The organism is Kribbella qitaiheensis, assembly GCF_014217565.1.
GTDB classification, from domain to species: domain Bacteria; phylum Actinomycetota; class Actinomycetes; order Propionibacteriales; family Kribbellaceae; genus Kribbella; species Kribbella qitaiheensis_A.
Genome location: NZ_CP043661.1, coordinates 1950729 through 1973582, shown reverse-complemented (window position 1 = coordinate 1973582; position 22854 = coordinate 1950729). Strand labels below are relative to the sequence as shown.

The window sequence follows — 22854 nt, the reverse complement described above, 5'->3', positions numbered from 1 at the left end:
CAAAATTATGTCTAGTCAGCGATGTGCTGTCTGCCCCCTGTGTGCGCCGCCCGCGGCTCACACAAGACCGCGACCGCTGATCGGAGGTGTTGACTCATGGCGAAGTTCTGGGACTGGTGATCATACTTGGCGTATGAATCGGGTGATGTCGTGAGAGCTCGCGTCCTGAGTCTCCTTGTCACGTCCATCACCGCCTTGGCGATTGTCGTCCTGGCGGTCTCGATCATCCGCTTGTCCGACTATCCGACGGTCGCTGCGCTGTGTCTGCTCATGCTCATCGGTGGCATGTTGCGGTTCTCGGTGGGAGCCGCATATCTCGCATCGCTCGACTCCGTCGTCATCGTCACTGTCTATGTCATGGCCGGCCCCTGGGCCGCCGTAGTCGCAGCAGCTATCGGCTATCTGCCCCAGATCCGGCGCAAGATGCCTCTGATCCGGCGCATCTTCAACGGTGCGCAACGGATCCTCGCCGTCGGCGCCGGCGGCGCCGCCTACGCACTGGCCGGTGGACCTACCGGCCACAACGTACTCGATCATGCGCCGAAAGCCATCTGGGCCGCCGTTCTCGCGACCGTGGCCCAGCACCTGGCCAACGCCGGCCTGGTCTGCCTGGTGATCTGGCTGGACAACAAGGCCAGCCCGCTGGAGTTCCTCCGCCAGGTCGTCATCCCCACCTTCCTGCCGATGGCCGGCTACGGCTTCCTCGGCCTGCTGCTGGCCGTGGTCTGGCTCGGCGGCCTCGGCCCGCTGGCGGGTCTGCTCGTGCTGGTGCCGCTGCTGGTGGCCCGTTGGGCACTTTCGCAGTACGAGGTCGAGAAGACCGCTCAGGCCGCGACGATGCGCGCCTTCATCCAGGTGATCGAGGCCAAGGACCTCTACACGCGTGGACACTCCGAGCGGGTCAGTGAAGGTGTCGGCATGCTGGGCAAGCACCTGCGGTTGAGCGCGGACCGGCAGAGTGCTCTCGAGCATGCGGGGCTGCTGCACGACGTCGGCAAGGTCGGCGTACCGACCAGCATCATCCGCAAGCCCGGCCGGCTGGACGACACCGAGATGGACGCGATCCGGTTGCACCCGGCCCGGGGTGTGGAGCTGATCGGCAACATCCCGTTCCTCGAAGAGGTCAAGTCGGCTGTGCTGCATCACCACGAGAAGTTCGACGGCACCGGCTACCCGGCCGGGTTGAGCGGCCGCAAGATCCCGTACTTCGCTCGCATCATCGGTATCGTCGACGCGTTCGACTGCCTGACGTCCACCCGGTCGTACCGGCCCGCCCGCAGCGTGGAGGAGACCTTGGCCATTTTGGTCCAGGACCGCAACACCCACTTCGATCCGACCCTGGTGGACGAGTTCGTGCAGGTGATCAGGACGCAAGGCTGGAAGGCGACCGCCGCCGAGCAACCGGCTCCGGACGAGACCGTCGAGGCGAACATCGACCATGACGACCTCAGCCTGGGAAGTGGTGGTGGCGCGACCGGGTCCGCCGCCGGTCCGCTCTGATGCCGAGGAAGGATGAGACCCTGGAGCTGCGTGGCCTGGGCAGCGGGGTGGTGATCGTCGTCGCAGGCGGCTGCCTCGGGCTGGCCGCGCTGCTGCTGACGGTTGGCCGGGGGCTGTCCGAATGGCCGTTCGCGGTGACCTTCGGGGCGCTGGTCGCGATCGGCGAGATGGTCCAGTTCCGGGTCGACCGAAGTCGCAACCGGGCACCGATCGCGACCAGCGCCGCGCTCGGCTATGCGATGCTCCGCGGACCCTCGTTGACGGTGCCGCCAGATGTCGCCCAGGTGATCGCGGTGACCGCTGTCGCGACCCTGGCCGGCATCCTGCCGCGAGCAGTCGCAGGACTTCCGTGGGATGTCGTCGTCTGCTGTCGGCGGGTCATCTCGGTCGCCTGCGCGGCGACCGTCTTCGCAGCTGTCACCCCGTCGAACCTGTCCTGGAACGGATCCTGGCGGCACGCTCTGCCGCTGGCCCTCGCAATGCTCCTCGGTGTGTCCACTGCAGCCGCGGTGGACGCCCTGGTAGGCGCTGGGCAGGCGACGGAACGCCTCAACCGGCCGTTCCCTGCCTCCCTGCGCGACGAGCTCGTCGTCGTGGCCAGAATCGGGATGGCGATGGCGATCGGAGGCGTCCTTCTTGCGGCGGGGACCTCGGTTCTCGGGCTCTGGGCGCCGCCGTTGGTCATCGTTCCGCTGTTGCTGACGCAGTTCGCCTTCCGCCGTTACGCGTCGGCCCAGCGGACCTACCGGACTACCGTGCGATCGATGGCCCGAAGTACCGAGATCGCCGGGCTCAGCAGTCCTGGGCAGAACGCCAGGACTGCGAGTCTGGCGGTGGCGATGGGGAACGATCTGGGGCTGACGCCGGCCCGGATGGAGGCCTTGGAGTACGCCGCGTTGCTGTCGGGGGTGGGGCAGTTGGCGTTGGCGGATCCCAGTCCCGGTGGGGCGTCGCTGTTGCGGACCCGCGAGGAGCGGCAGCGGGCGGCCGAGATCGGTGCTTCGGTGATCGAGCGGTCCGGCGTACTGGACCGGGTCGCGGAGATCGTGCGGCATTCCAACGATTCGTACCGGCAGGGCCGGGCGAGCAATCCCGACATCCCGTTGGAGAGCGGGATCGTCAACGTGGCGCTGGCCTACGAGCAGTTGGTGGGGGAGGGGACCGGGCAGAGTCCGGACAAGGCGATGGAGAGCATCGGACTGGGCATCGGAGCGGAGTACGACCCGGTCGTGGTGGAGTCACTGCGCCGGGTGGTCGGGCGCGGCTTTCGTTTCTAGGTTGTCCAGCTCCGCCCACGAAGGCGCTGCGACAGCCGGGACCCGGCCGGTGGCGCCCATTCCTGCATACAGGAGCAGGCCGGCGCCTGCGGCGATCAGTACGTCGCCAGGGCTCACTGCCTGACCCAGGCCAGGCAGAGCGACCGGTACGACGTCTCCGAGCCAGGGGAGCACCGTAGAGGCGGCGGCAAGCTCATGGCGTGGGTCGGCCACGAACCGGTCGAGTCCGGCCCGTAGGAGGGCTGTGGCGGATACCGGCATCGCTCCGTTCAGAGCGACCACCAAAGCGTTGCCGAAGAAGCCGAGGGCGAGCAGTGCCACTCCCGGCCGGAACAGGTTGAGCCGGAGGAACGCAGCGATGCAGGCGGCCGAGCCGATCAGACCGACCGGGTAGGCGATCCCGCCGGCCAGGGCACCCAGGACCTGGCCGATGCAGGCGGCCGCCAGCCAGTGCAGCCCTGCCAGGGTGTCGTCGGCCAGGTGACTGAAGCGACCACCCGTCAGCCGGGCCGCCCCCGCGGCCAGCACCATGACGAGCAGAACCAGTAACACCCTCGCGATTCTGCCCGCCATGGCACGCCGATCGGGCTTAACTCACTTCCGTGCGTGTCGTGACGATCACTATCCGTTGACGCGAAGAACTGTACGGGCGAGGGTCGAGGTGTCCCTCAGGACAGCTCCGAGCAAGCACTTCACGCCGCTTAGTTGCCGACGGCCCGTGCCGTCCCTTCGCCGTCCACCAAGTCCGGAAGGTCCTTCACACCGGGGTCGCCGGCATCCGCGAGGTAGTCGGTCGGATGCGTCGAGTCGACGCCGCCGGCGACCTTCAGAGCCCGCAAGATCGCCGTCAGGACGATGACAATGATCAGGTTGATGACGAACGCCGTGAGCCCGATGTAGACCTGCTTCTCGGTGAACGGCATGGTGGCCAGCGAGCCACCGAAGTGCTTCTTGGTGACCGGGTTGACCACTCGGTACGCCGAGACGGTGCCGAACACCATCGCGACCGCCCAGCCGGCCAGCAGCGCCCAGTGGTGGAACCAGCGGGTGAACAGGCCGACGACGATCGCCGGGAAGGTCTGCAGGATCCAGATCCCGCCCAGCAGCTGGAGGTTCAGCGAGACCGTCTTGTCCATCCCGAGCACGAACACCAGCGCACCGAATTTCACCAGCAACGACGCCAGTTTCGAGACCTTGGCCTCCTGGGCCGGGGTGGCGTCCTTCTTGATGAAGTCGCGGTAGATGTTGCGGGTGAACAGGTTCGCCGCCGCGATCGACATGATCGCCGCCGGTACCAGCGCACCGACCGCGATCGCCGCGAACGCGATCCCCGCGAACCAGGCCGGGAACTCCTGGTCGAACAGCCGCGGGATCGCCAGCTGCGGGTTGGCCAGCCCGTCCAGGCCCTTCACGTTCACCTTCGCGGTGATCGCCATGAAGCCGAGCAGCGCGAGCAGGCCGAGCAACAGCGAATAGGCCGGCAGGATCGCGGCATTACGCCGTACGACGTTACGGTTCTTCGTGGAGAGCACAGCGGTGACCGAGTGCGGGTACATGAACAAGGCCATCGCCGAACCGAGCGCGAGCGTCCAGTACGCCGAGTAGCCGGTCGCGCCGGGGATGAAGGCGCCGGTCGGTTTGCCGGTGGTCGCGTTCGTGGTGGCCATCTTGGCCTTCGCGGCGCCGAAGATGGCGTCCCAGCCGCCGAGCACATGCGGCAGGTAGATGATCGCGACCCCGATGACCAGGTAGATCAGCCCGTCCTTGACGAACGCGATCATCGCCGGGGCGCGCAGGCCGGACGAGTACGTGTACGCCGCGAGGACCGCGAACGCGATCAGCAGCGGCAGGTCCTTGGCCAGCGTGTTGGTGCCACCCAGGCCCATCGTCTCGAAGACGGCCTGCATACCCACGAGCTGCAGCGCGATGTACGGCATCGTGGCGAGGATGCCGGTGACCGCCACCGCCAGCGAGAGCCCGCGGCTGCCGTACCGGCCGCCGACGAAGTCGGCCGGGGTGACATAGCCGTTGCGATGCGCGACCGACCACAGCCGGGACATGAAGACGAAGATGATCGGGTAGACCACGATCGTGTACGGGACGGCGAAGAAGCCGCTGATCGCACCGGTCGCGTACATCGCCGCCGGCACGGCCACGAACGTGTACGCCGTGTAGAGATCGCCACCGAGCAGGAACCAGGTGATGAAGGTGCCGAACCCACGGCCACCGAGACCCCATTCGTCCAGGCTGTCCAGCTCACCGGTCCGCCGCCAGCGCGACGCCATGAAGCCCATCACGGTCACCGCGAGGAAGATGACGATGACGATGGACAGCTGGACCCAGTCGACCTTCGTGTTCACTTGTCGCCCCCTTTGCTGGTGCCCGTGTCGAGGCCCGCGGCCGCCCGTCGCTTGCGTTCCTCACCCAGCACCAATCGGTAGGAGATGCTCACAGTGATCGCGGAGACGAACACCCACGCCAGCTGGTACCAGTAGAAGAACGGGAATCCCCACAATCGGGGTTCGTCCTTGGCATAAGTGGAGACGAGAAGCGGTACGACTACAGACAACGCCAGCAGGACACCGGCGATCCAGTAAGCGGGTCTGACCGCGGCCAGTTTGGACACAGCTACCTCCTCGGAACGACAGGCGCAACGCTGGACGCTACCGTTCGGCGCTACAGAGTGACTAGTGCTACTTACTGACTAGACCTACAGGGTGGGCCATGGACACAGCAACGGCGTGGAGGCTACGGCGGGTCGTGCTGTCCGTGCTGTTCCTGCTGTTCGTTGCCCTGCCGCTGTATCCCGAGCTGTACGGGCTGGAGGCGGTCAGTCCGTTCGCGCAGCTGGTCGCATTCCGGCCGCAGGCGCTGGTTCTGGTGCTGCTGGTCGGCCTGATGATGCTCATCCGGCACGGCTGGCGGTTGGCCGCGGTACTGGTCAGTCTGCTGGCGCTCGCCGGGATGGGGCTGATCGCGCCGCGGGTGTTCTCCGACCCGACGCCGCCCCCGCCCGGGTCCAGGGCGCTGACGATAATGGTGGCCAACGTGCTCGGTGGCGGCGCGGACGCGGGCGAGGTGGCCAAGCTGATCCGGGAGCATCGACCGGACCTGGTCTCGTTGCCGGAGGCCCAGGTCGACGTCCGCCAAGAGATCCAGGACCACCTGCAGGGCCTGACCTACCACGGCTACACCCAGCAGGCGAACGCCGCGGTCGAGAGCGCGACCAGTGTGCTGGTGTCGTCCTCATTGGGTGACGTCCACTTCGACTCGGAGAAGCTGGACACCGGCAAGGTCAACTCGTCGGTGTCGAGGCCGGGCGCGGGCGAGCCGGGTGCCGAGACGATCGGGCCGGTGCAGCAGACCAGTACCCAGTTCGGCCACATCATCGTGACCGGCGGGACGCTGGGCAAGCTCCGGCTGATCGTCTACCACGGCTACCCGCCGCTGCCGTCCGGGGTGAGCACCTGGAAACGGGATCTCGGGGTGGTCAAGGAGTGGTGTGGCCAGGACCGGCCGACGATCCTGGCCGGCGACTTCAACGCGACCACCGACCACTACGACTTCCGCCAGGCGCTCGGCGATCGCTGCCGGAGCGTGGCACCGTCGGTGGGAGAGGGGCTGGCCGGCACCTGGCCGTCGGACCGGATCACGCCGGCCCGGACCCAGATCGACCACGTGGTGATCACCGACGGGATCGCGCCGGGCAAGTTCAGGACCTACAAGATCCCCGGCACCGACCATCGCGCGGTGGTCGCGAACGTCGCCGTACCGCGGAGCTGAACCTCCGTACTACGAGTGGCCGGCGGCCGGCCGGTAGATGTAGGGCTGGGAGGAGCGAACCGCCTCGGTGAGCATCAGCAGCATGTCGGCCCGGGACTCGATCGCCCGGCCGAACAGCTCGTCGTCACCGGGAATCGGGAAGCCCTTCACGCCGATCGCGAGCTGGCTGAGCAGCACGTGCAGCACCCCGCGGGCGTTGAACACGTTCGGCGTCGGCCACTCCGGCAGCGTCTCGTGCATCAGCGGTTGCTGGGCCGCGGTCGCCGCGATCGGCTTCAGCCAGCGCTCGAGCTCGTCGGTGGTCAGCATGTTGCGGTGCAGGATCGTCATCACCGCGTGCGCGACCCGGTCGTGCTCCTCGTGGACCCAGCGGTACTGGGTGTCCTTCACGATCCGGTCGGCCAGCACGTCGAGCAGCGCACGGAGTACGCCGGCGTCGCAGTGCCGGGACCGGGCCAGCGCGCCGATCGCGTCCGCGCCGTGGGCCACCGCATGGGCCCAGCCGCAGTCCGTCACGTAGCCACGCAGGTCGCGCTCGCGCAGCAGCCAGGTGGCCAGCCGGTCGCCCCAGCGCATCACCACCTCGTCGTGGACCAGGAACTCGGCGTTGTCGCGGTGGATCACCTCCGCCAGGGTCAGCGCGGTGAACGAGCGGCGGAACACCGTGTCGGTGCCGTCCTCGCCCAGACCGTAGGCGAGCCCGGCGCAGAGACCGTCACCGAAACCGGGCAGCAGGTCGTCGTAGATCCCGCGCTCGAGCCAGGTGGCCAGCGTCGGGTAAGCCAGCGCGTCCCGGATCTGCGGGTTGGTGCTGGCCAGTCCTCGGACGAGCTCCTCGGTGAGGTCGGTCAGCGCCCGGTCGTGCGGTACCGCGTAGTCCGCGGCCATCACGTCCTGCCAGTACGTCGACTCCACCGAGGCATCCTTTCACTTGGATTCGAACAATCAACACCCATCCGCCGAATCTGTCGAGCCGGGCCGGGGGATGGGAGGCACTAGGCTCGGGGCCGTGCCGTCTTTGACCGATGTGGCGCGGAACCACACCACGCTGGACTCCGCCGACCTGGACCGGCTGCAACTGCTGGTCTCCGACTGGCAGATGCTGGCCGACCTCTCCTTCGCCGACCTGGTGCTCTGGCTGCCGGATACCGAGGGGCTCGGCTTCTGGGCCGGTGCGCAGATGCGGCCGACCACCGGGCCCACGGCGTACCTGGACGACATCGTCGGCAGCTTCATCCCGCGCGACCGCCGGCCGCTGCTGGACCAGGCCTACGACGGCGGCCGGATCTGCCGCGAGGGCGACCCCGAGTGGCGCGACGACGTGCCGGTCCGGGTCGAGACCATCCCGGTCCGTCGCGGCAGCCGGGTGATCGCCGTGATCGCCCGCAACACCAACCTGCTCGGCGTCCGGACCCCGTCGCGACTCGAGATCGCCTACCTGCAGAGCGCCACCGACCTGGCCCGGATGATCACCGACGGCATCTTCCCGTACGGCGGGGAGCGGTTGCTCTCGACCACCCCACGGGTCGGGGACGGGTGTATTCGGATCGACCGGCACGGCATGGTGACGTTCGCCAGCCCGAATGCGTTGTCCGCGTACCGGCGGATGGGCCTCGTCACCGACCTGGTCGGCAGCCGGCTCAAGGACATCACCGCGGAGCTGACCAACAGCGGCCGGAAGGTGGACGACGTACTGGCCTCGGTGGTCACCGGCCGCGCCGCCTTGGAGATCGAGATCGAGAACGCGGAGGCGACGCTGTTCCTGCGGGCGATCCCGCTGCGTGCCGAGGGCGAGCACGTGGGCGCGCTGATCCTGCTCCGGGACGTGACGGAGCTGCGCAGCCGGGAGCGGGAGCTGGTCACCAAGGAGGCGACCATCCGGGAGATTCATCATCGCGTGAAGAACAACTTGCAGACCGTCGCCGCGTTACTCCGGATGCAGGCAAGACGCATCACTGTGCCGGAAGCGCAGGCGGCATTGGCCGAAGCTGTCCGCAGGGTGGGATCGATCGCGATCGTGCACGAGACCTTGTCCGAATCGTTCGACGAGCACGTGGACTTCGACGACGTGGCCGACCGGGTGGCGGCGATGGTGGCCGATGTGTCGACGGTCACCACGCAGGTGGCGACCCGGCGTACCGGCAGTTTCGGGGTGCTGGACTCCGAGGTTGCGACGCCGCTGGCGATGGTGCTGACCGAACTCATGCAGAACTCGGTGGAGCATGCTTTCGGAGGCAGGCAAGGCGATGCGGCCGGCGAGATCGTGCTGGAGGCGCGACGATCGGTCGGGCGGCTGCGGGTGGTGGTGACCGACGACGGGCTGGGGTTGCCGGCCGGGTTCGATTCCGAGACTTCGGGGAATCTGGGGCTGTCGATCGTTCGCACGCTGGTGATCGGCGAACTCGACGGAGTACTGGAGTTCGGTCCTCGCCACGACGGCGGCCAGGGGACCACGGTCGTCCTGGACATCCCGGTGAAGGACTAGATCGTTGCGTCCGAACAGCCGTGGGTCCTGACCCACAGTTCTTCGGACGTAGCGGAGGGAAATTGAAAGGCCCCGCGGATCCCGCGGGGCCGTCTTCGTGAAGCGTCTCAGGCGGTGCGGATGCGAGCGCGGGCGTTGCGGCGCTTGAGAGCGCGTCGCTCGTCCTCACTCAGGCCACCCCAGACACCGTGGTCCTGGCCGGCCTCCAGCGCCCAGGAAAGGCACTGCTCACGCACGTCGCAGCGACGGCACACCTGCTTGGCCTCCTCGATCTGCATGATCGCGGGCCCGGTGTTGCCGATGGGGAAGAACAGTTCCGGGTCCTCATCGAGGCAAACGGCCCGGTGGCGCCAATCCATGGCGGATCCCATCTCTCTCAGTAGTTTGTCTACGCTGATGGGCTGGTCTGTGCCCGATCAGCGCGCCTTCAATCGCACGGGGGGTGGTGCGAAGCGTTGTGAACGTTTTCACGAACGACTCCATGTTCCCAATCTCGCGTTGCCGAAACAAGGGTTCTGGGCTTGTCGATCCGATCACAACACTTCCTTAACACTCCCAACCGGTGCACAGCGGTTTACCACGTCCGTATAGCGGACGAGGAAGCCTTCTTGCGTTCACCCGTTCACTGCAAGTAACCGATCCAAGCGCCCTGGGGTTACGCATAACCTCGAATCCCTGTGGGGCCGAAGTTCCGCGCTACCCGATCGATCAGTGTCTGGAGTCGGAGGTATGTGCGCATCCCCGGCGCCCAGGCACGCACCTCACGGCACTGGCGAAGCATCCACGATGCTCCGCATCGAGGACGCTTCTCCAGCACCGCGATGCACGCACCTGAACACCGGGGCTGAAGCACATACCTCCGACTCCAGACACTAGGCTCGGAGGGTGCCGACTGATTCCACGCCGTCCACCGCTCCACGCCCGCTCAAGCTAGCTGCGGCTGTGGTCGCAGCGGAAGGCCTTGTGGTCGCGCTTCTTGGAATTGCCGAAGTCTTGAAGATCCACAGTGACAGGCTGGTACTGGGCGTCACCACTGCCGCGTTCCTGATCCTGTACGGCGGGGCGCTGCTGCTGGTGGCCCGCGGTCTCTACCGGACCTCTACCTGGAGCAGGGGTCCGGCGGTGTTCGCGCAACTGATCCAGCTGTTCATGGCCTACAGCTTCTGGGGCGGCGGGACGAAGTTCGTCTCGGTCGTCCTCGCCGTCGCCGCTGCCGGAGTCCTGGCCGGACTCTTCCAGAAGGCGTCGATGGACGCCCTGGCCGACGACCCGACCAAGGATCACCCCGTCCTCTGAGCCACCCCGTCGTCTGAGCCACCCGGTCGTCTGAGCCACCCGGTCGTCTGAGCCACCCCGTCGTCTGAACCACCCGGCCGGCCTTCACGCCGCCGCCCTGCGTCCCCGCCCTGCCCCTGCGCCGTCTTTGTGCACCGGCTGAGTGTTCCGCCCCCGGAAAATGCTCACCGGATGCACCAAGCCCGGCAACCGACGCGGCGTTCCGCGCCTCTGTGCACGGCCTGAGCATGCGACCGGCCGGGAACACTCAGCCGGTGCACAAAGGCAGCCGTACCGCGGGAAATAGGGGGATCGGGGTGCGCGGGTCGGTCTTGGAGCCGGCCAGTGTCGGTGTAACCGGACCTGACCAGCTGCTCGGCCTGTTGCTCGGAGTGATGCCTTCACGCCGCTGCTCTTCGGCAACTGCTGCGCTCTTCCAATCACGCTCCGTGCGACTTTGACCGACGCCATCGGGACCCCCGTCCTCTGAGCTACTCCGCCCCAACCCCCACTGCCCCGCCCCACGCTTTCCGTGGGCCCCCGCCCCCACACTTCCCTTCCCTCCCTTCACTCCTTCAGCAGGCCGGCCCTGAGCTCGGTGAGGGTTCGGGCCAGCAGGCGGGAGACGTGCATCTGGGAGATGCCGATCTCCTCGGCGATCTGGGACTGCGTCATCCCGCGGAAGAACCGCAGCGTCAGGATCCGCTTCTCCCGGGTCTCCAGCCGGGCCAGCAGCGGTTTCAGGGACTCGCGGTACTCGACGCTCTCCAGCGCCTCGTCCTCGCCGCCCAGGCCGTCCAGGACGGTCGTGGCGTCGGCCTCGTTCTGGTCCGGCGCGTCCAGCGAGAGGGTGTTGTAGGCGTTCGCCGACTCCAGCCCCTCGATCACCAGGTCCGGGGCGAGTCCGAGCCGGTCGGACAGCTCCGCGACGGTCGGCGCCCGGCCCAGCTCCTGGGTCAGCTCGGCCGTCGCCGCGGTCAGCGACAGCCGGAGCTCCTGGAGCCGGCGGGGGACCCGAATCGCCCAGCCCTTGTCCCGGAAGTACCGCTTGATCTCGCCGAGGATCGTCGGCGTCGCGTAGGTGGAGAACTCCACCCCGCGATCGGAGTCGAACCGGTCCACCGCCTTGATCAGGCCGATGGTGGCGACCTGGACCAGGTCGTCGTACGGCTCGCCGCGGTTGCGGAACCGCCGGGCCAGGTGCTCGACCAGGGGCATGTGCAGGGCCACCAGGCCGTCCCGGGCCAGGATGTGCTCCGGATCGCCGGACTTGGACGACCCCATCGCGGCGAACAGCAGGGCGGTCCGGGTGCGTAGCTCAGTTGGCTCCCGGGGTTCGCCCGGGGTGCGTTGCTCGGTCACGCCTTCTCCGCCGCCGTAGCGGAAGAGGTGACCGTGATCGTCAGCCGCCCGTCGACGGTCTCGGCCGCGACAGACTCCACCAGCGCGGTCAGCACGGTCCAGCCGAACGAGCCGGTGTCCGGCTTCCAGCCGCTCGGGACGGCCGCTGACGTGGTGACCCGCATCAGCGGCGGGTCGATCTCGAAAACGCACTCCAGTACGCCGTCGGTGGCCTGCGGGAGCAGCAGGGCGCAGGCCTCGTCGACGGCGATCCGCAGATCGTCGATCTCGTCCACGGTGAAGTTGTTGCGGGCCGCCAGGTTGCCTACCACCGACCGCGGTACGGCGATGTAGGCGCCGTCGGCGGGGATGCTGAGGCGGACCTCGGCGGGTCGTCCGGTGCTGCTCACTGTGTTGTGCCTCCCCTGGCGGACGACGAATCGTCCACAGCTACTAGTCTCCCGTAAGCGCCGTAGCTTGACGCTATCGGCGCCCAGGCACACCTCGCGCCACTTGACCAGCGCCCACGATGCTCCGCATCGAGGCCACTGCCCAAGCACCACGACGCACGCACCTGGACACCGCTATCGTTCAAGCTACAGCGCTTACGGGACACTACGAGTTGTGCTGCTCCGACCGTAACCTGGTCAGGAACGTCTTCGTGCGCTGGTGCTGCGGGTCGCCGATCACCTGGGCCGGTGGACCGGCCTCGACCACCACCCCGCCGTCCATGAAGACCACCGTGTCGGCGACCTCCCGGGCGAACGACATCTCGTGCGTTACCACGATCATCGTCATCCCGTCCCGGGCCAGTTCCTTGATCACGGCCAGCACTTCGCCGACCAGTTCGGGGTCCAGCGCGGAGGTGGGCTCGTCGAACAACATCAGCTTCGGCCGCATCGCCAGCGCCCGGGCGATCGCCACCCGCTGCTGCTGGCCGCCGGACAGCTGGGCCGGGTACGCCTCGCAGCGGTCGCCGAGGCCGACCCGCGCGAGCAGCTCCCGGCCGCGTTCCCGGGCGGCCTTCTTCGACTCCCGCTTGACCTGGACCGGGGCCTCGGCCACGTTCTCCAGCGCGGTCATGTGCGGGAACAGGTTGAACCGCTGGAAGACCATCCCGATCTCGCGCCGCTGGGCCGCGATCGCTTTGTCGGTCAGGCGGTACAGCTTGCCGTCGCGCTCGGCGTACCCGGCCAGGTCGCCGTCGACCCAGATCCGGCCGCCGTCGATGTCCTCGAGTTGGTTGACGCAGCGCAGGAAGGTGGTCTTGCCGGAGCCGGACGGACCGAGCAGGCAGACCACCTGGCCCCGGTCGACCGCCAGATCGATGCCCTTGAGCACCTCGGTGTGATGGAAGGACTTGGTGACGTTGACCGCCCGGACCAGCGGCCCCGGTAGGGATTCCGTGCTCATCAGGCTCCTCCTGCCCCGGCCGGCCGGGCCGCCCGTTGTGACCCGCCGCCGAAGCCACGGCCGAAGCGGCGCTCCAGGAAGTACTGGCCGACCATCAGCACGCTGGTCGCGGCCAGGTAGTACAGGGTCGCGGCCACCATGATCGGGAAGGTCTTGTAGTACTGGCTGCCGAGCGACTGCAACTGGTAGAAGAGCTCGGCGATCACCGGCAGCCCGATCAGCAGCGAGGTGTCCTTCAGCATCGCGATGGTCTCGTTGCCGGTCGGCGGCACGATCACCCGCATCGCCTGCGGCAGGACCACCCGCCGCATCACCTTGCCCCGGCTCATCCCGAGCGCCTGGGCGGCCTCGGCCTGGCCGGGATCGACGCTGAGGATGCCGGGCCCGGGCGATCTCGGCCATGTAGGCGGCCTCGGACAGGCCGAGACCGATCACGCCGCCGACCAGGCCGGAGAAGACCGTGTTCGCGTCGACGGTGGCGAACCGCAGATCACCCGACAGGCCGAGCCAGTCCATGATCTTCCAGTCGAACGGCACCCCGAACGACAGGCCCTTCTGGAACAGGATCCCCAGCGCGCCCATGGTGGTCAGCAGGACCAGCCGCGGCACGCTGCGGAAGAACCAGGTGAACAGCCAGGCCACCCCGGACAGCACCGGGTTGGGCGACAGCCGCATCACCGCGAACAGCACGCCGCCGCTCACGCCGACCACCATCGCCAGCGCGGTCACCAGCAGGGTGCCCTTCAGGAAGCCGTTGATGACCGGCTTCTGATTCATCGCCTCGAAGACGAAGCGCCACTCGAAGGCCTTGTTCGTCGCCAGCAGGTGAACGAACATCGCGGCCAGCACGACCACGACGGCGATCCCCAGCCAGCGGCCCGGATGCCGGACCGGCACGGCCTGGATCAGGCCGGGCCGGTCGTCGGTCATCGGTGCCTGGGCCGGAGCCGGCTCAGTACTGTCGGCCATCTCAGGGGTTGACCGCGAAGGTGGTGATCGCGCCCGACTCGTTGCCCCACTGGCTCAGCGCGGCCTTGTAGCCGCCGTCGGCGGCGAGTGCGGTCAGAGCCTTGGCGATCGCCTGGGCGAACGCGGTCTCTGCCTTCGGCACGACGTACCCGTACGGCGCGGCGTCGTAGATGTCACCGAGCGGAACGACCTTGCCCTGGGACTGCTTGGCGGCGTACAGGACGACGGGGGAGTCGGCCAGCATCGCGTCGGCCTTGCCGGTCGCCACATCGGCGGTCGCCTGGTCCTGCTTCTCCCGGACCAGCAGGTTGATCTTCGGCTTGCCCGCCGCGGTGCACTTCTGCTGCCGGACCGGGATGTCGTCCTCGAGCTGCGTGGTGCCCTTCTGGACGGCGATGTTCTTGCCGCAGGCGTTGTTCGGGTCGATGCCCTTCGGGTTGCCGGCGGCGGTGGCCCACTGGGTGCCGGCGCTGAAGTAGCTGACCATGTTGACCTGCTGCTTGCGCTTGTCGTTGATGGTGAACGACGAGATACCCATGTCGTACTTGCCACCCTGGACACCGGTGATGATCGAGTCGAACGCGGACGGCTGCCAGTCGACCTTGACGCCGAACTTGGCCGCGACGGCGTTGAACAGGTCGACGTCCATCCCGGCTACGGTCTTGCCGCCCTGGAGGAACTCGTTCGGCGGGTACGTCGCGTCGACGCCGACCACGATCTTCCCGGCGGTCTTGATCTTCGCCGGCAGCGCGGCGGCCAGCTCGGCGTCGATCGAAGCCGACGCGGTCGGCGTCGTGGCCGGAGCCGGGTTCGACGGCGAACTGCCGCCGGAGAGGGTGTCCGAGCCGCAGCCGGCGGCCGAGAGAACCAAGACGCCGCAGATCGCGAGCGTCGTACGTAGGGGAAACATCCGGTCCTCCAACTCAGGGGTGTCTATTCGTCCGCATCAAATCACAGCCGGACAGGTCAGGTCGGCTCGACGTGAGTGGGATCGAGCACACGCTTCAGGAAGACACGGGTGCGTTCCTGGGCCGGGTTGCCGATCACCTCGGCCGGTGGGCCCTGCTCGACGATCACGCCGCCGTCCATGAACACGACCCGGTCGGCCACCTCACGGGCGAAGGCCATCTCGTGGGTGACGACGAGCATCGTCATACCGTCCAGGGCGAGCTTGCGCATCACCGTCAGGACGTCGCCGACCAGCTCGGGGTCGAGCGCGGAGGTGGGCTCGTCGAAGAGCATCACCGCCGGATCCATCGACAGCGCCCGTGCGATCGCCACCCGCTGCTGCTGCCCACCGGACAGCTGGGCCGGGTAGGCGGTCACCTTGTCGTTCAGGCCGACCCGGTCCAGATTGGCCCTGGCCACCTTCTCGGCCTCGGCCGCGCTGCGCTTCAGGACGGTCGTCTGGGCGATCGTGCAATTGCCCAGTACGGACAGGTGCGGGAACAGGTTGAACTGCTGGAAGACCATGCCGATGTGCTTGCGGGCATCGTCGAGGTGGCAGTCCCGGTCGGTGATGTCCTCGCCGCGGACGAAGACCTGGCCCTGCTGAGGCTGGTCCAGCAGGTTCACACAGCGCAGCAGCGTCGATTTGCCCGAACCCGAAGGCCCGATCACACAGACGACCTCACCCTCGGAGACGGTGAAGTCGATCCCACGCAGGACGTGGTTGCTGCCGAACGACTTGTGCAGGTTCTTGATCTCGATGAGTTCGGTCATCAGCGTGCCCTCGCAGCCTTGGCCTCCAGCCGGCGGACCAGCAGGCCCAGCGGCAGGGTGATGATCAGGTAGCAGAAGCCCGCGGTCACCAGCGGGGTCAGGTTGGACGCGGTGTTGGCCAGGTCGCGGCCGAAGCCGGTGAGCTCGAAGGCGGCCGCCGAGGTACCGATGATGAAGACCAGCGACGAGTCCTTGACCAGCAGGATCAGGTCGTTTGCCAGCGGCGGCAGCACGATCCGGAACGCCTGCGGCAGCACGATCTTGCGGGTCGCGACCCCGAGTGGCATCCCGAGCGACCGGGCCGCCTCGAGCTGTCCCTTGGGGACCGCCTGGATACCTGCCCTGATCACTTCCGCCATGTACGCCGCGGAGACGATGCCGAGGGCCAGCCACACGGTTCCGTACGGGTCGAAGGGGATCACCAGGTTGGCGAAGGCCAGCGGCAGCAGGCTGAACGCGACGAACACCACGATCGCGGGCAGCCCGCGGAAGAACTCGATGTAGACGGTGGCGATCCACCGGTACGGCCCGACCGAACTCAGCCGCATCAGAGCGAGCAGGGTGCCGCCGAGCAGACCGATGACGAAGGCACCGATCGTGTATTCGATGGTCTTGAGGAATGCCGTCGGCAGACCCTCCTGGAACGCCGACTTGATCAGGGCCGGTTTGAAGAAGACGCTCGCGATCTGGCCCCAGTCCGCGGTGAACGCGGCGACCAGCACGATCACGACCAGGATCGCGTACTGGATCGCGCGGGACCGCTGAGCCCGTTGCCGCGGGCTCAGCCCCTTCCGTCGTTCGGTGAGACCGGTAGTGGCGTCGGTCACTTCTTCGGCTCGATCCCGAACCACTTCTTGTAGATCGTGTTGTACGTTCCGTCGGACTTCGCCTTGGTCAGCAGCTCGTTGAACTTGCTGATCAGCTTCTGGCCGCTCGGGTCGTCCTTCTTGGCCGCGAAGCCGTACTTCTCACCGGTGTCGAACTCGGTGGCCACCTTGGTGTCCGGGTTGGCGGTGACGAAGTTGTAGAGCGCGCCGTTGTCGTTGATGGCGGCATCGACCCGGCCGGATTTGACGCTGTTGGTCTGCAGCGCGAGGTCGTTGAAGACGACGACCTCGAAGCCGATCTTCTTCGCCGCCGCGGTGGCGTAGTCCTTACCGGTGGTGTCCGCCTGGACACCGATCTTCTTGCCCTTCAGGTCCTCGAGGGACTTGTAGCTGGCGTCCGACTTCACCAACAGCACCTGGGACGCGTCCATGTACGGCTCGGTGATGCCGATGGCGGCCTGCCGCGACGGGGTGATCGTCATCGCGCCCATGCCCATGTCGCACTTCTTGGCCTGGTACGCGGCACCGGAGGTGACCTGGGCCCACTCGATGCTGATCACCTCCTCCTCCACGCCGAGATCCTTGGCGACCAGATCGAGCAGGTCGACGTCGAACCCGACGACCTTGGTGCCGTCCTTGTACTCGAACGGCTTGTACGACAGGTGCGTGCAGACGGTCAACTTGCCCGGCTTGACCAGCGTGATGCCGGCCGCTTTGGCCTTGTCCTCGCTTCCGCCGCTGCCGGAGTCTTTGCCGCACGCGCCGAGGGCGAGTGCGAGGACGGCGACCGCGGCGACGGCGACGGTCGCGCGGGGTTTGCGGAGGGTGGGGACGATGTTCATCGCTAGGACTCCTCGACACAGATACTTGTACGGCGGTCCGGCCGGTATCCGGCTGGATTTCCCGCATCCTGACACAGCAGGGAGCCCGCTGGCCGCCGATCCGGCCCGAAGAGACTCGATCGTCACCCGCGGATCCTGGTGTGGGGGCCCTCACAGACCAGACCAGTGCCGCCTGTGGTTTACTCGTAGCAACGGGTGACCCCCCGAGTGGCAACGGCGGTGCTCGACGCACCCGAACGAACCGCCTCTTGCCCCCTCTCAGCTGCAACCGCCTGCCCGCATCGCTGCGGGCCGCTTCACGTTTCTCTCCGAAGGGTCACCATGGCTGCCGAACCGTTCCCGTCCGAATCCGATCCTTTTGCCGGCGATCCGGTCTTCGAGCTGCACCGTGGCGGCAAGATCGAGGTGACGTCGTCGGTCAAGGTCTCCGACGCCGACGAGCTGTCGATGGCGTACACGCCTGGCGTCGCCCGGGTCTGCACCGCGATCGCCGAGGACCCGTCGCTGGTCCGCCGGTACACCTGGAAGTCGAACGTGGTCGCGGTGGTCACCGACGGCACCGCGGTACTGGGTCTGGGTGACATCGGGCCGAACGCGTCACTGCCGGTGATGGAGGGCAAGGCCCTGCTGTTCAAGGAGTTCGGCGGCGTCGACTCGGTGCCGATCGCGCTGGACTGCACCGACGTGGACGAGTTCGTCGAGACCGTCGTACGGATGGCGCCCTCGTTCGGTGGCATCAATCTGGAAGACATCGCCGCGCCGCGCTGCTTCGAGATCGAGCGCCGGCTGAAGGAGCGGCTGGACATCCCGGTCTTCCACGACGACCAGCACGGTACGGCGGTCGTCGTACTGGCCGCGCTCTGGAATGCGCTGCGGCTGACCGGCAAGTCCATCTCGGACATCCGCGTGGTGATCTCGGGTGCGGGCGCGGCGGGTGTCGCGTGCGCGCGGATCCTGCTGCAGGCCCGGCGTCAGCGATCTGGCCGTCGTCGACAGCAAGGGCGTGCTGTCTCAGGACCGGGCAGACCTTAACCCGGTAAAGCTTTCGCTGGCCAAGGACACGGGTGGACCGGCCGGCCGCCTTGTGGACGCCCTCGACGGCGCCGACGTCTTCCTCGGCGTCTCCGGCGGGACGGTGCCGGAAGAGGCGGTCGCCCGGATGGCGCCGGGCGCGATGATCTTCGCGCTGGCGAACCCGAACCCCGAGGTCCACCCCGACATCGCCCACCGGTACGCCGCGGTGGTCGCGACGGGCCGCTCCGACTTCCCGAACCAGATCAACAACGTGCTGGCCTTCCCCGGCATCTTCCGCGGCGCCTTCGACGTCAACGCCAGCCGAATCACCGAAGGCATGAAACTAGCCGCCGCCGAAGCCCTCGCGAACCTGATCTCCGCCGAGGACCTCGCCCCCGACTACATCATCCCTTCTCCCTTCGACCCCCGGGGAGCCCCCGCCGTCGCCGCAGCGGTGGCCGCCGCCGCCCACACCGACGGCGTCGCCCGCCCCTGACAACAGCCCCACGCGGCTCCTGCGTGGGGGCTGTGTCCCGACGGACAGGCAATGGTCGGGTGGTTGCCTTGTCTGCACGCTCGCGTGGGCGTTGTCCGGGGCTCCGCGAGGGACCATTACCTGTCCGTCGGGACGCGCTGTCCGGTGAGCCGCGTGATTCTGATCGCCTCCAGTGAGTCCTGAACAGTGAGGTTTCTGACTGACGGGAGCGCAAGGGAGTTCTAGGGTGGGGGACATGCTTGCTGCCTACGCTGCCAGGTTGAGTGCTGAGGATCCGTTGTCGGCGTTGGAGGTGGGGGAGCGGCCGGAGCCGGTGGGGGAAGACGGGTGGGTGACCGTTGAGGTGAAGGCGTCGGCGTTGAACCATCACGATCTGTGGTCGTTGAAGGGGGTCGGGCTGCCGGAGAAGAATCTGCCGATGATTCTCGGCTGCGATGCCGCCGGGACCGATCCGGACGGCAACGAGGTGGTTGTGCATGCCGTCATCTCGGATCCGTCGTGGCATGGGGACGAGACGCTTGATCCGAAGCGGTCGTTGCTGAGTGAGCGGTATCAGGGGACGTTGGCCGAGAAGGTCGTCGTACCGGCGCGCAACGTCGTACCGAAGCCGGCTGGGTTGAGCTTCGAGCAGGCGGCTTGCCTGCCGACCGCCTGGCTTACGGCGTACCGGATGTTGTTCACCCAGTCTGACCTGAAGCCAGGCGACACCGTACTGGTGCAGGGTGCCGGCGGCGGTGTCGCGAGCTCGCTGATCACGCTGGCGCGCGCGGCCGGGATCCGGGTCTGGGCGACCAGCCGGGACGAGGGCAAGCGGTCGAAAGCGCTGGAGATCGGCGCCCACGACGTCTTCGAGTCGGGCGCGCGGTTGCCCGAACGCGTCGACGCGGTGATGGAGACCGTCGGCGAGGCCACCTGGTCGCATTCGCTGAAATCGCTCAAGCAGGGCGGCACGGTGGTGATCTCGGGCGCGACCAGCGGGCAGGCGCCGAAGTCCGCCGAGCTGAACCGGATCTTCTTCCTCCAGTTGCGGGTCCAGGGTTCCACGATGGGCACCCGGACCGAGCTGGCCGAACTCGTCCAGTTCATGGCGAACGCCGGCATCTCACCGCACATCGACAGCACCTTCGCCCTGGCCGACGCCCGCAAGGGTTTCGCCAAACTGCACGAGGGTGACGTCTTCGGCAAGATCGTCTTCACGGTCTGACGTGGCGATCGAGATCCGCCGCGCGGTGGTCGCGGACGCGGAGGCGGCTGCCTGGAGCCACTTGCTGTGCTGGCGAGAGGCGTACGACGGCACGGTCGACCCGGTGCTGCTGGCCCAGCACACCAGCGATATCGATCGCCGCGTGCAACGCTGGGCCGCCGCCCTTGGAGCAGGTTACGAGCGCTGGCTAGCCGTCAACCCCGACCCGGCGGCCGCGCTACAGGACCGGGTGATCGGGTTCGCCTCGGCCGGGCCGTCACGAGACGACGATGCGCCGGTGCCGCTGGAGCTGTTCATGGTCTACGTCCGTGCGCAGTGGTGGGGCAGCGGCCTCGGGTACCGGCTGCTCGATGTTGCCATCGGCAAGGAACCGGCCAGTCTCTGGGTGCTGGAGGCCAACGAGCGGGCCCGCGCTTTCTATCGCCGCCAGGGTTTCGCCGAGGACGGCACCAAGGTCGACGAGCCGTTCTTCGGTGTACCGGAGATCCGGATGGTCCGGCCGGCGCCGTAGTGCCGGCTCGATAATTACAACGTTTCATGGCGGAAACATTGCCGTCGCACCGGGGCAACGAGGCTGGCGCAGGCTGGGGCTACCGCGGGGATTCTCCCCACGGATTCGATCCGCCCGATCGATGAATGAGCCAGGAGTGCCCATGAGGCCGACCTTGACGGTGATCGCCGACCCCGCCGACCGCTGGATGACGAAGGCTGCGTGCGTCGGCCAGGCGCCGGCGTACGACGAGAGCGCAAGCCAGTGGGAGCAGCGCAAGGCCCAAGCGGTCTGCCTCACCTCCTGCCCGGTGCTCGACGAGTGCCGCGAGTGGGCACGCCGGACCAAGTTCACCGGCACGGCAGCGGGCGAGAAGTTCCTGTACGGGCGCCGCCGTGGCCGTCCGGGCCCGGCTGAGCGCCGCCGTACACCCGTCGTCGAAGCGGAACAGCAGGCTAGCTAGACGCCGACAAGCTCGTCGGTGCGTTCCTCGGCGGGCTTCCTCGTACGCCGGAAGGGCGCCGTGATGGTCGGGACCAGCTCGTGCCGGTTCCGGACCATCGCGAAGATCGCCAGTGCCAGGTAGATGCCACTGAGGACGTAGCGACCGGTTTGACCCGGTACGGCGAACTGCACGGCGAACAGAGCCAGCAGCGTCCAGGCAGCCCACCGGGGCACGCGCAGCGTCAGCAGGATCGCGATCCCGAGCAGTGTCTGCGTAGCGGTCAGCAGGAACTCCTCTACCTGCCTGCCGTCCAGTGCGAGCGCAGCCGGCCCACCGCCGATCCCGTAGGCGATCGGAAGGCTTCCGATCAGCAGCGTCCACTGGTTTACCTTGGCCGAGATCAGCAGGCCCAGTGCGGCGCCGCCCTTGCCCCGCCAGGCGAACAGCAGCGCCACGATGAACTCAGGAGCCTCCGAAGCCAGCGGAGCCAGCCACTGTACGAGCAGGAACTGGTCGATCCCCAGTGCGTGTCCGCCTTCGACCAGCGAGTTGGCGAACGGCTCTGCCGACAGCAGGATCACTCCGGCAGCTACCAGGAACATCGTGACCACCGTGATCCGGCGCTGCGTGGTCGGCAGGCTTCCGATGCGCTTGGCGGGGCCAACCAGATCCGGCGCCCCGTCGTGCTCGGAGGCGGCTGCCCGGTAGAGGTAGTAGGCGAAGAAGGCGAGCAGTGCGATGCCCAGCACCAGGTGGATCTCGCCGGTCACGGGGATGATGAAGGCGACCACAGCGGCGACGGCCAGGAAGCCCAATTCGCGCCGGTAGCCCGAGTCGAGCACCAGTGCCTTCACAGAACGCCCGCTGCGCCGACTGGCGACGTACAGACTGACCAGGACGACGCTGGACCAGCCCAGGCCGAGCAGCAGCCGGTTGGAGCCGGTCATGTTGGCCGCGGCGTACTGCACGAACTCCGGCTTGCTGCCGGCCGTATGGGCGAAGTACAGGTCGACGGCGTACTCAGGGAGCACGGCGATCACGGCCAGCAGGGCGATGGCCAGACCGCCGGAGATGTCCATCTCGGCGGCCTCGGCCGCCCAGGCCAGCACGAACGACGCCGCGACGACGCCGAGGCCGAAAACCACGATCGCCAGCGGGGCCCACGGATGCACGCCGGTCAACCGGAGTGCGACCGCCGGAACCGCGGCGATCAACAGGAAAAGTACGGGGCGGACTGCTCGGAACATGGTTCCAGTTTGCCATCGCTTTAACACTTTCGCAATTGCGAAAGTGTGAGACCGTCCTTACCCCCGGCCTGCCGTACCGCGAACGGCCTTCGCGGGAGCGACAATGACTCCGCCATGACGACCACGCCGCCTGAGCCCACCCGGGCGCAGCTCGAATCCGCCGCCGGGACCTTCGCGATGCTGTCCGCCCCCGTGCGGCTGCACCTCGTCTCGCTGGCCGCGCAGGGCGAGTACGACGTGGGCACGCTCGCGGAGCGGGCAGGAGTCAGCATCGCGACCGCGAGCCAGCACCTCGCCAAACTCCGGCTGGCCGGCATCATCACGGCCCGGCGCGACGGCCGCCGCCATATCTACACGGTCGACGACCCGCACGTCCTGAACATGGTCGACCAGATCTTCGAACACATCGCCCCCGACGGCACCCTCGCCCCCGACCCACCCCTCCGCAGGCGCCCGCCCCATACGGACTAGCCCGGCTGAGGTCCTGACCCACGCCGTGCAGGTTAGGTGGATGGAGCGCGCAT

General features: G+C 67.7%; 22 protein-coding genes and 1 pseudogene. 10 read left to right on the top strand and 13 right to left on the bottom strand.

All coding sequences use genetic code 11. From position 1 onward, the window contains the following. The first annotated feature begins 150 nt into the window (after window positions 1-150). Both F1D05_RS08955 and F1D05_RS08950 read left to right on the top strand, forming a co-directional pair. Window positions 151-1500 carry an HD-GYP domain-containing protein gene (locus F1D05_RS08955; RefSeq protein ID WP_185446821.1) on the top strand — a complete coding sequence of 450 codons (1350 nt, stop codon included), beginning with the start codon at window positions 151-153 and terminating at the stop codon, window positions 1498-1500. Continuing rightward, window positions 1500-2777: an HD-GYP domain-containing protein gene (locus F1D05_RS08950; RefSeq protein ID WP_246486544.1), complete on the top strand. Its 1278-nt coding sequence runs from the start codon at window positions 1500-1502 to the stop codon at window positions 2775-2777. Before F1D05_RS08955 ends, F1D05_RS08950 begins: the two co-directional genes overlap by 1 nt. On the opposite strand, the gene F1D05_RS08945 is transcribed toward F1D05_RS08950, so the two are convergent. From F1D05_RS08945 to F1D05_RS08935, 3 genes are all read right to left on the bottom strand, one after another. Beyond that, entirely contained in the window at window positions 2739-3329 is a 591-nt protein-coding gene (locus F1D05_RS08945) for a DUF5317 domain-containing protein (RefSeq protein ID WP_246486543.1), read from the bottom strand. The two genes, F1D05_RS08950 and F1D05_RS08945, sit on opposite strands and share 39 nt — an antisense overlap. Before the next feature lie 149 nt (window positions 3330-3478). Next, window positions 3479-5137: a monocarboxylate uptake permease MctP gene (gene mctP, locus F1D05_RS08940; RefSeq protein WP_185446819.1), complete on the bottom strand. Its 1659-nt coding sequence runs from the start codon at window positions 5135-5137 to the stop codon at window positions 3479-3481. Beyond that, window positions 5134-5403, bottom strand: coding sequence for a DUF3311 domain-containing protein (locus tag F1D05_RS08935; RefSeq protein ID WP_185446818.1), 270 nt, complete (start codon window positions 5401-5403; stop codon window positions 5134-5136). Before F1D05_RS08935 ends, mctP begins: the two co-directional genes overlap by 4 nt. Window positions 5404-5501: 98 nt before the next feature. On the opposite strand from F1D05_RS08935, the gene F1D05_RS08930 reads away from it, so the two are divergent. Further along, window positions 5502-6560: an endonuclease/exonuclease/phosphatase family protein gene (locus F1D05_RS08930; protein ID WP_185446817.1), complete on the top strand. Its 1059-nt coding sequence runs from the start codon at window positions 5502-5504 to the stop codon at window positions 6558-6560. A gap of 9 nt (window positions 6561-6569) precedes the next feature. Here the strand turns inward: F1D05_RS08930 and F1D05_RS08925 are convergent, their stop codons facing one another. Beyond that, window positions 6570-7475 carry a DUF2785 domain-containing protein gene (locus F1D05_RS08925; protein WP_185446816.1) on the bottom strand — a complete coding sequence of 302 codons (906 nt, stop codon included), beginning with the start codon at window positions 7473-7475 and terminating at the stop codon, window positions 6570-6572. Between the two features lie 94 nt (window positions 7476-7569). On the opposite strand from F1D05_RS08925, the gene F1D05_RS08920 reads away from it, so the two are divergent. Then, window positions 7570-9045, top strand: a complete 1476-nt coding sequence (locus F1D05_RS08920; RefSeq protein WP_185446815.1) for a sensor histidine kinase — start codon at window positions 7570-7572, stop codon at window positions 9043-9045. A 107-nt stretch (window positions 9046-9152) separates the two neighbouring features. Here the strand turns inward: F1D05_RS08920 and F1D05_RS08915 are convergent, their stop codons facing one another. Further along, a complete protein-coding gene (locus F1D05_RS08915) occupies window positions 9153-9404 on the bottom strand; it encodes a WhiB family transcriptional regulator (RefSeq protein WP_185446814.1) in 252 nt (83 codons plus the stop codon). A gap of 526 nt (window positions 9405-9930) precedes the next feature. On the opposite strand from F1D05_RS08915, the gene F1D05_RS08910 reads away from it, so the two are divergent. Further along, window positions 9931-10341: a hypothetical protein gene (locus F1D05_RS08910; protein WP_185446813.1), complete on the top strand. Its 411-nt coding sequence runs from the start codon at window positions 9931-9933 to the stop codon at window positions 10339-10341. A gap of 546 nt (window positions 10342-10887) precedes the next feature. Here F1D05_RS08910 and F1D05_RS08905 read toward each other — a convergent pair. The 7 genes from F1D05_RS08905 to F1D05_RS08870 form a co-directional block, all read right to left on the bottom strand. Beyond that, complete coding sequence (locus F1D05_RS08905; RefSeq protein ID WP_185446812.1) at window positions 10888-11682, bottom strand: RNA polymerase sigma factor SigF; 795 nt, start codon at window positions 11680-11682, stop codon at window positions 10888-10890. Continuing rightward, window positions 11679-12071, bottom strand: coding sequence for an ATP-binding protein (locus tag F1D05_RS08900; protein WP_185446811.1), 393 nt, complete (start codon window positions 12069-12071; stop codon window positions 11679-11681). The genes F1D05_RS08905 and F1D05_RS08900 overlap by 4 nt, the downstream gene beginning before the upstream one ends. A 205-nt stretch (window positions 12072-12276) precedes the next feature. After that, window positions 12277-13074, bottom strand: a complete 798-nt coding sequence (locus tag F1D05_RS08895; RefSeq protein WP_185446810.1) for an amino acid ABC transporter ATP-binding protein — start codon at window positions 13072-13074, stop codon at window positions 12277-12279. 970 nt (window positions 13075-14044) lie between these two features. Beyond that, window positions 14045-14953 carry an ABC transporter substrate-binding protein gene (locus F1D05_RS08885; RefSeq protein WP_185446809.1) on the bottom strand — a complete coding sequence of 303 codons (909 nt, stop codon included), beginning with the start codon at window positions 14951-14953 and terminating at the stop codon, window positions 14045-14047. 56 nt (window positions 14954-15009) lie between these two features. After that, complete coding sequence (locus F1D05_RS08880; protein ID WP_185446808.1) at window positions 15010-15765, bottom strand: amino acid ABC transporter ATP-binding protein; 756 nt, start codon at window positions 15763-15765, stop codon at window positions 15010-15012. Beyond that, a complete protein-coding gene (locus F1D05_RS08875) occupies window positions 15765-16592 on the bottom strand; it encodes an amino acid ABC transporter permease (protein WP_185446807.1) in 828 nt (275 codons plus the stop codon). The genes F1D05_RS08880 and F1D05_RS08875 overlap by 1 nt, the downstream gene beginning before the upstream one ends. Beyond that, window positions 16589-17434, bottom strand: a complete 846-nt coding sequence (locus F1D05_RS08870) for an ABC transporter substrate-binding protein (protein WP_185446806.1) — start codon at window positions 17432-17434, stop codon at window positions 16589-16591. Before F1D05_RS08870 ends, F1D05_RS08875 begins: the two co-directional genes overlap by 4 nt. 321 nt (window positions 17435-17755) lie before the next feature. On the opposite strand from F1D05_RS08870, the pseudogene F1D05_RS08865 reads away from it, so the two are divergent. The 4 genes and pseudogenes from F1D05_RS08865 to F1D05_RS08850 all read left to right on the top strand — a co-directional run bounded on the left by F1D05_RS08865 (window position 17756) and on the right by F1D05_RS08850 (window position 21101). Beyond that, window positions 17756-18944, top strand: a pseudogene (locus F1D05_RS08865) (NAD(P)-dependent malic enzyme). Between the two features lie 235 nt (window positions 18945-19179). Further along, window positions 19180-20148: a zinc-binding dehydrogenase gene (locus tag F1D05_RS08860; protein ID WP_185446805.1), complete on the top strand. Its 969-nt coding sequence runs from the start codon at window positions 19180-19182 to the stop codon at window positions 20146-20148. A gap of 1 nt (window position 20149) precedes the next feature. Continuing rightward, on the top strand, window positions 20150-20659 hold the full coding sequence (locus F1D05_RS08855; protein ID WP_185446804.1) for a GNAT family N-acetyltransferase: 510 nt from the start codon (window positions 20150-20152) through the stop codon (window positions 20657-20659). A gap of 142 nt (window positions 20660-20801) precedes the next feature. Beyond that, entirely contained in the window at window positions 20802-21101 is a 300-nt protein-coding gene (locus F1D05_RS08850; RefSeq protein WP_185446803.1) for a WhiB family transcriptional regulator, read from the top strand. Here F1D05_RS08850 and F1D05_RS08845 read toward each other — a convergent pair. After that, on the bottom strand, window positions 21098-22330 hold the full coding sequence (locus tag F1D05_RS08845; RefSeq protein ID WP_185446802.1) for a sodium:proton exchanger: 1233 nt from the start codon (window positions 22328-22330) through the stop codon (window positions 21098-21100). The genes F1D05_RS08850 and F1D05_RS08845 overlap by 4 nt on opposite strands. A gap of 114 nt (window positions 22331-22444) precedes the next feature. Here F1D05_RS08845 and F1D05_RS08840 point away from each other — a divergent pair, with 114 nt between their 5' ends. After that, on the top strand, window positions 22445-22801 hold the full coding sequence (locus F1D05_RS08840; RefSeq protein ID WP_185446801.1) for an ArsR/SmtB family transcription factor: 357 nt from the start codon (window positions 22445-22447) through the stop codon (window positions 22799-22801). The last annotated feature ends 53 nt before the right edge of the window (window positions 22802-22854 follow it).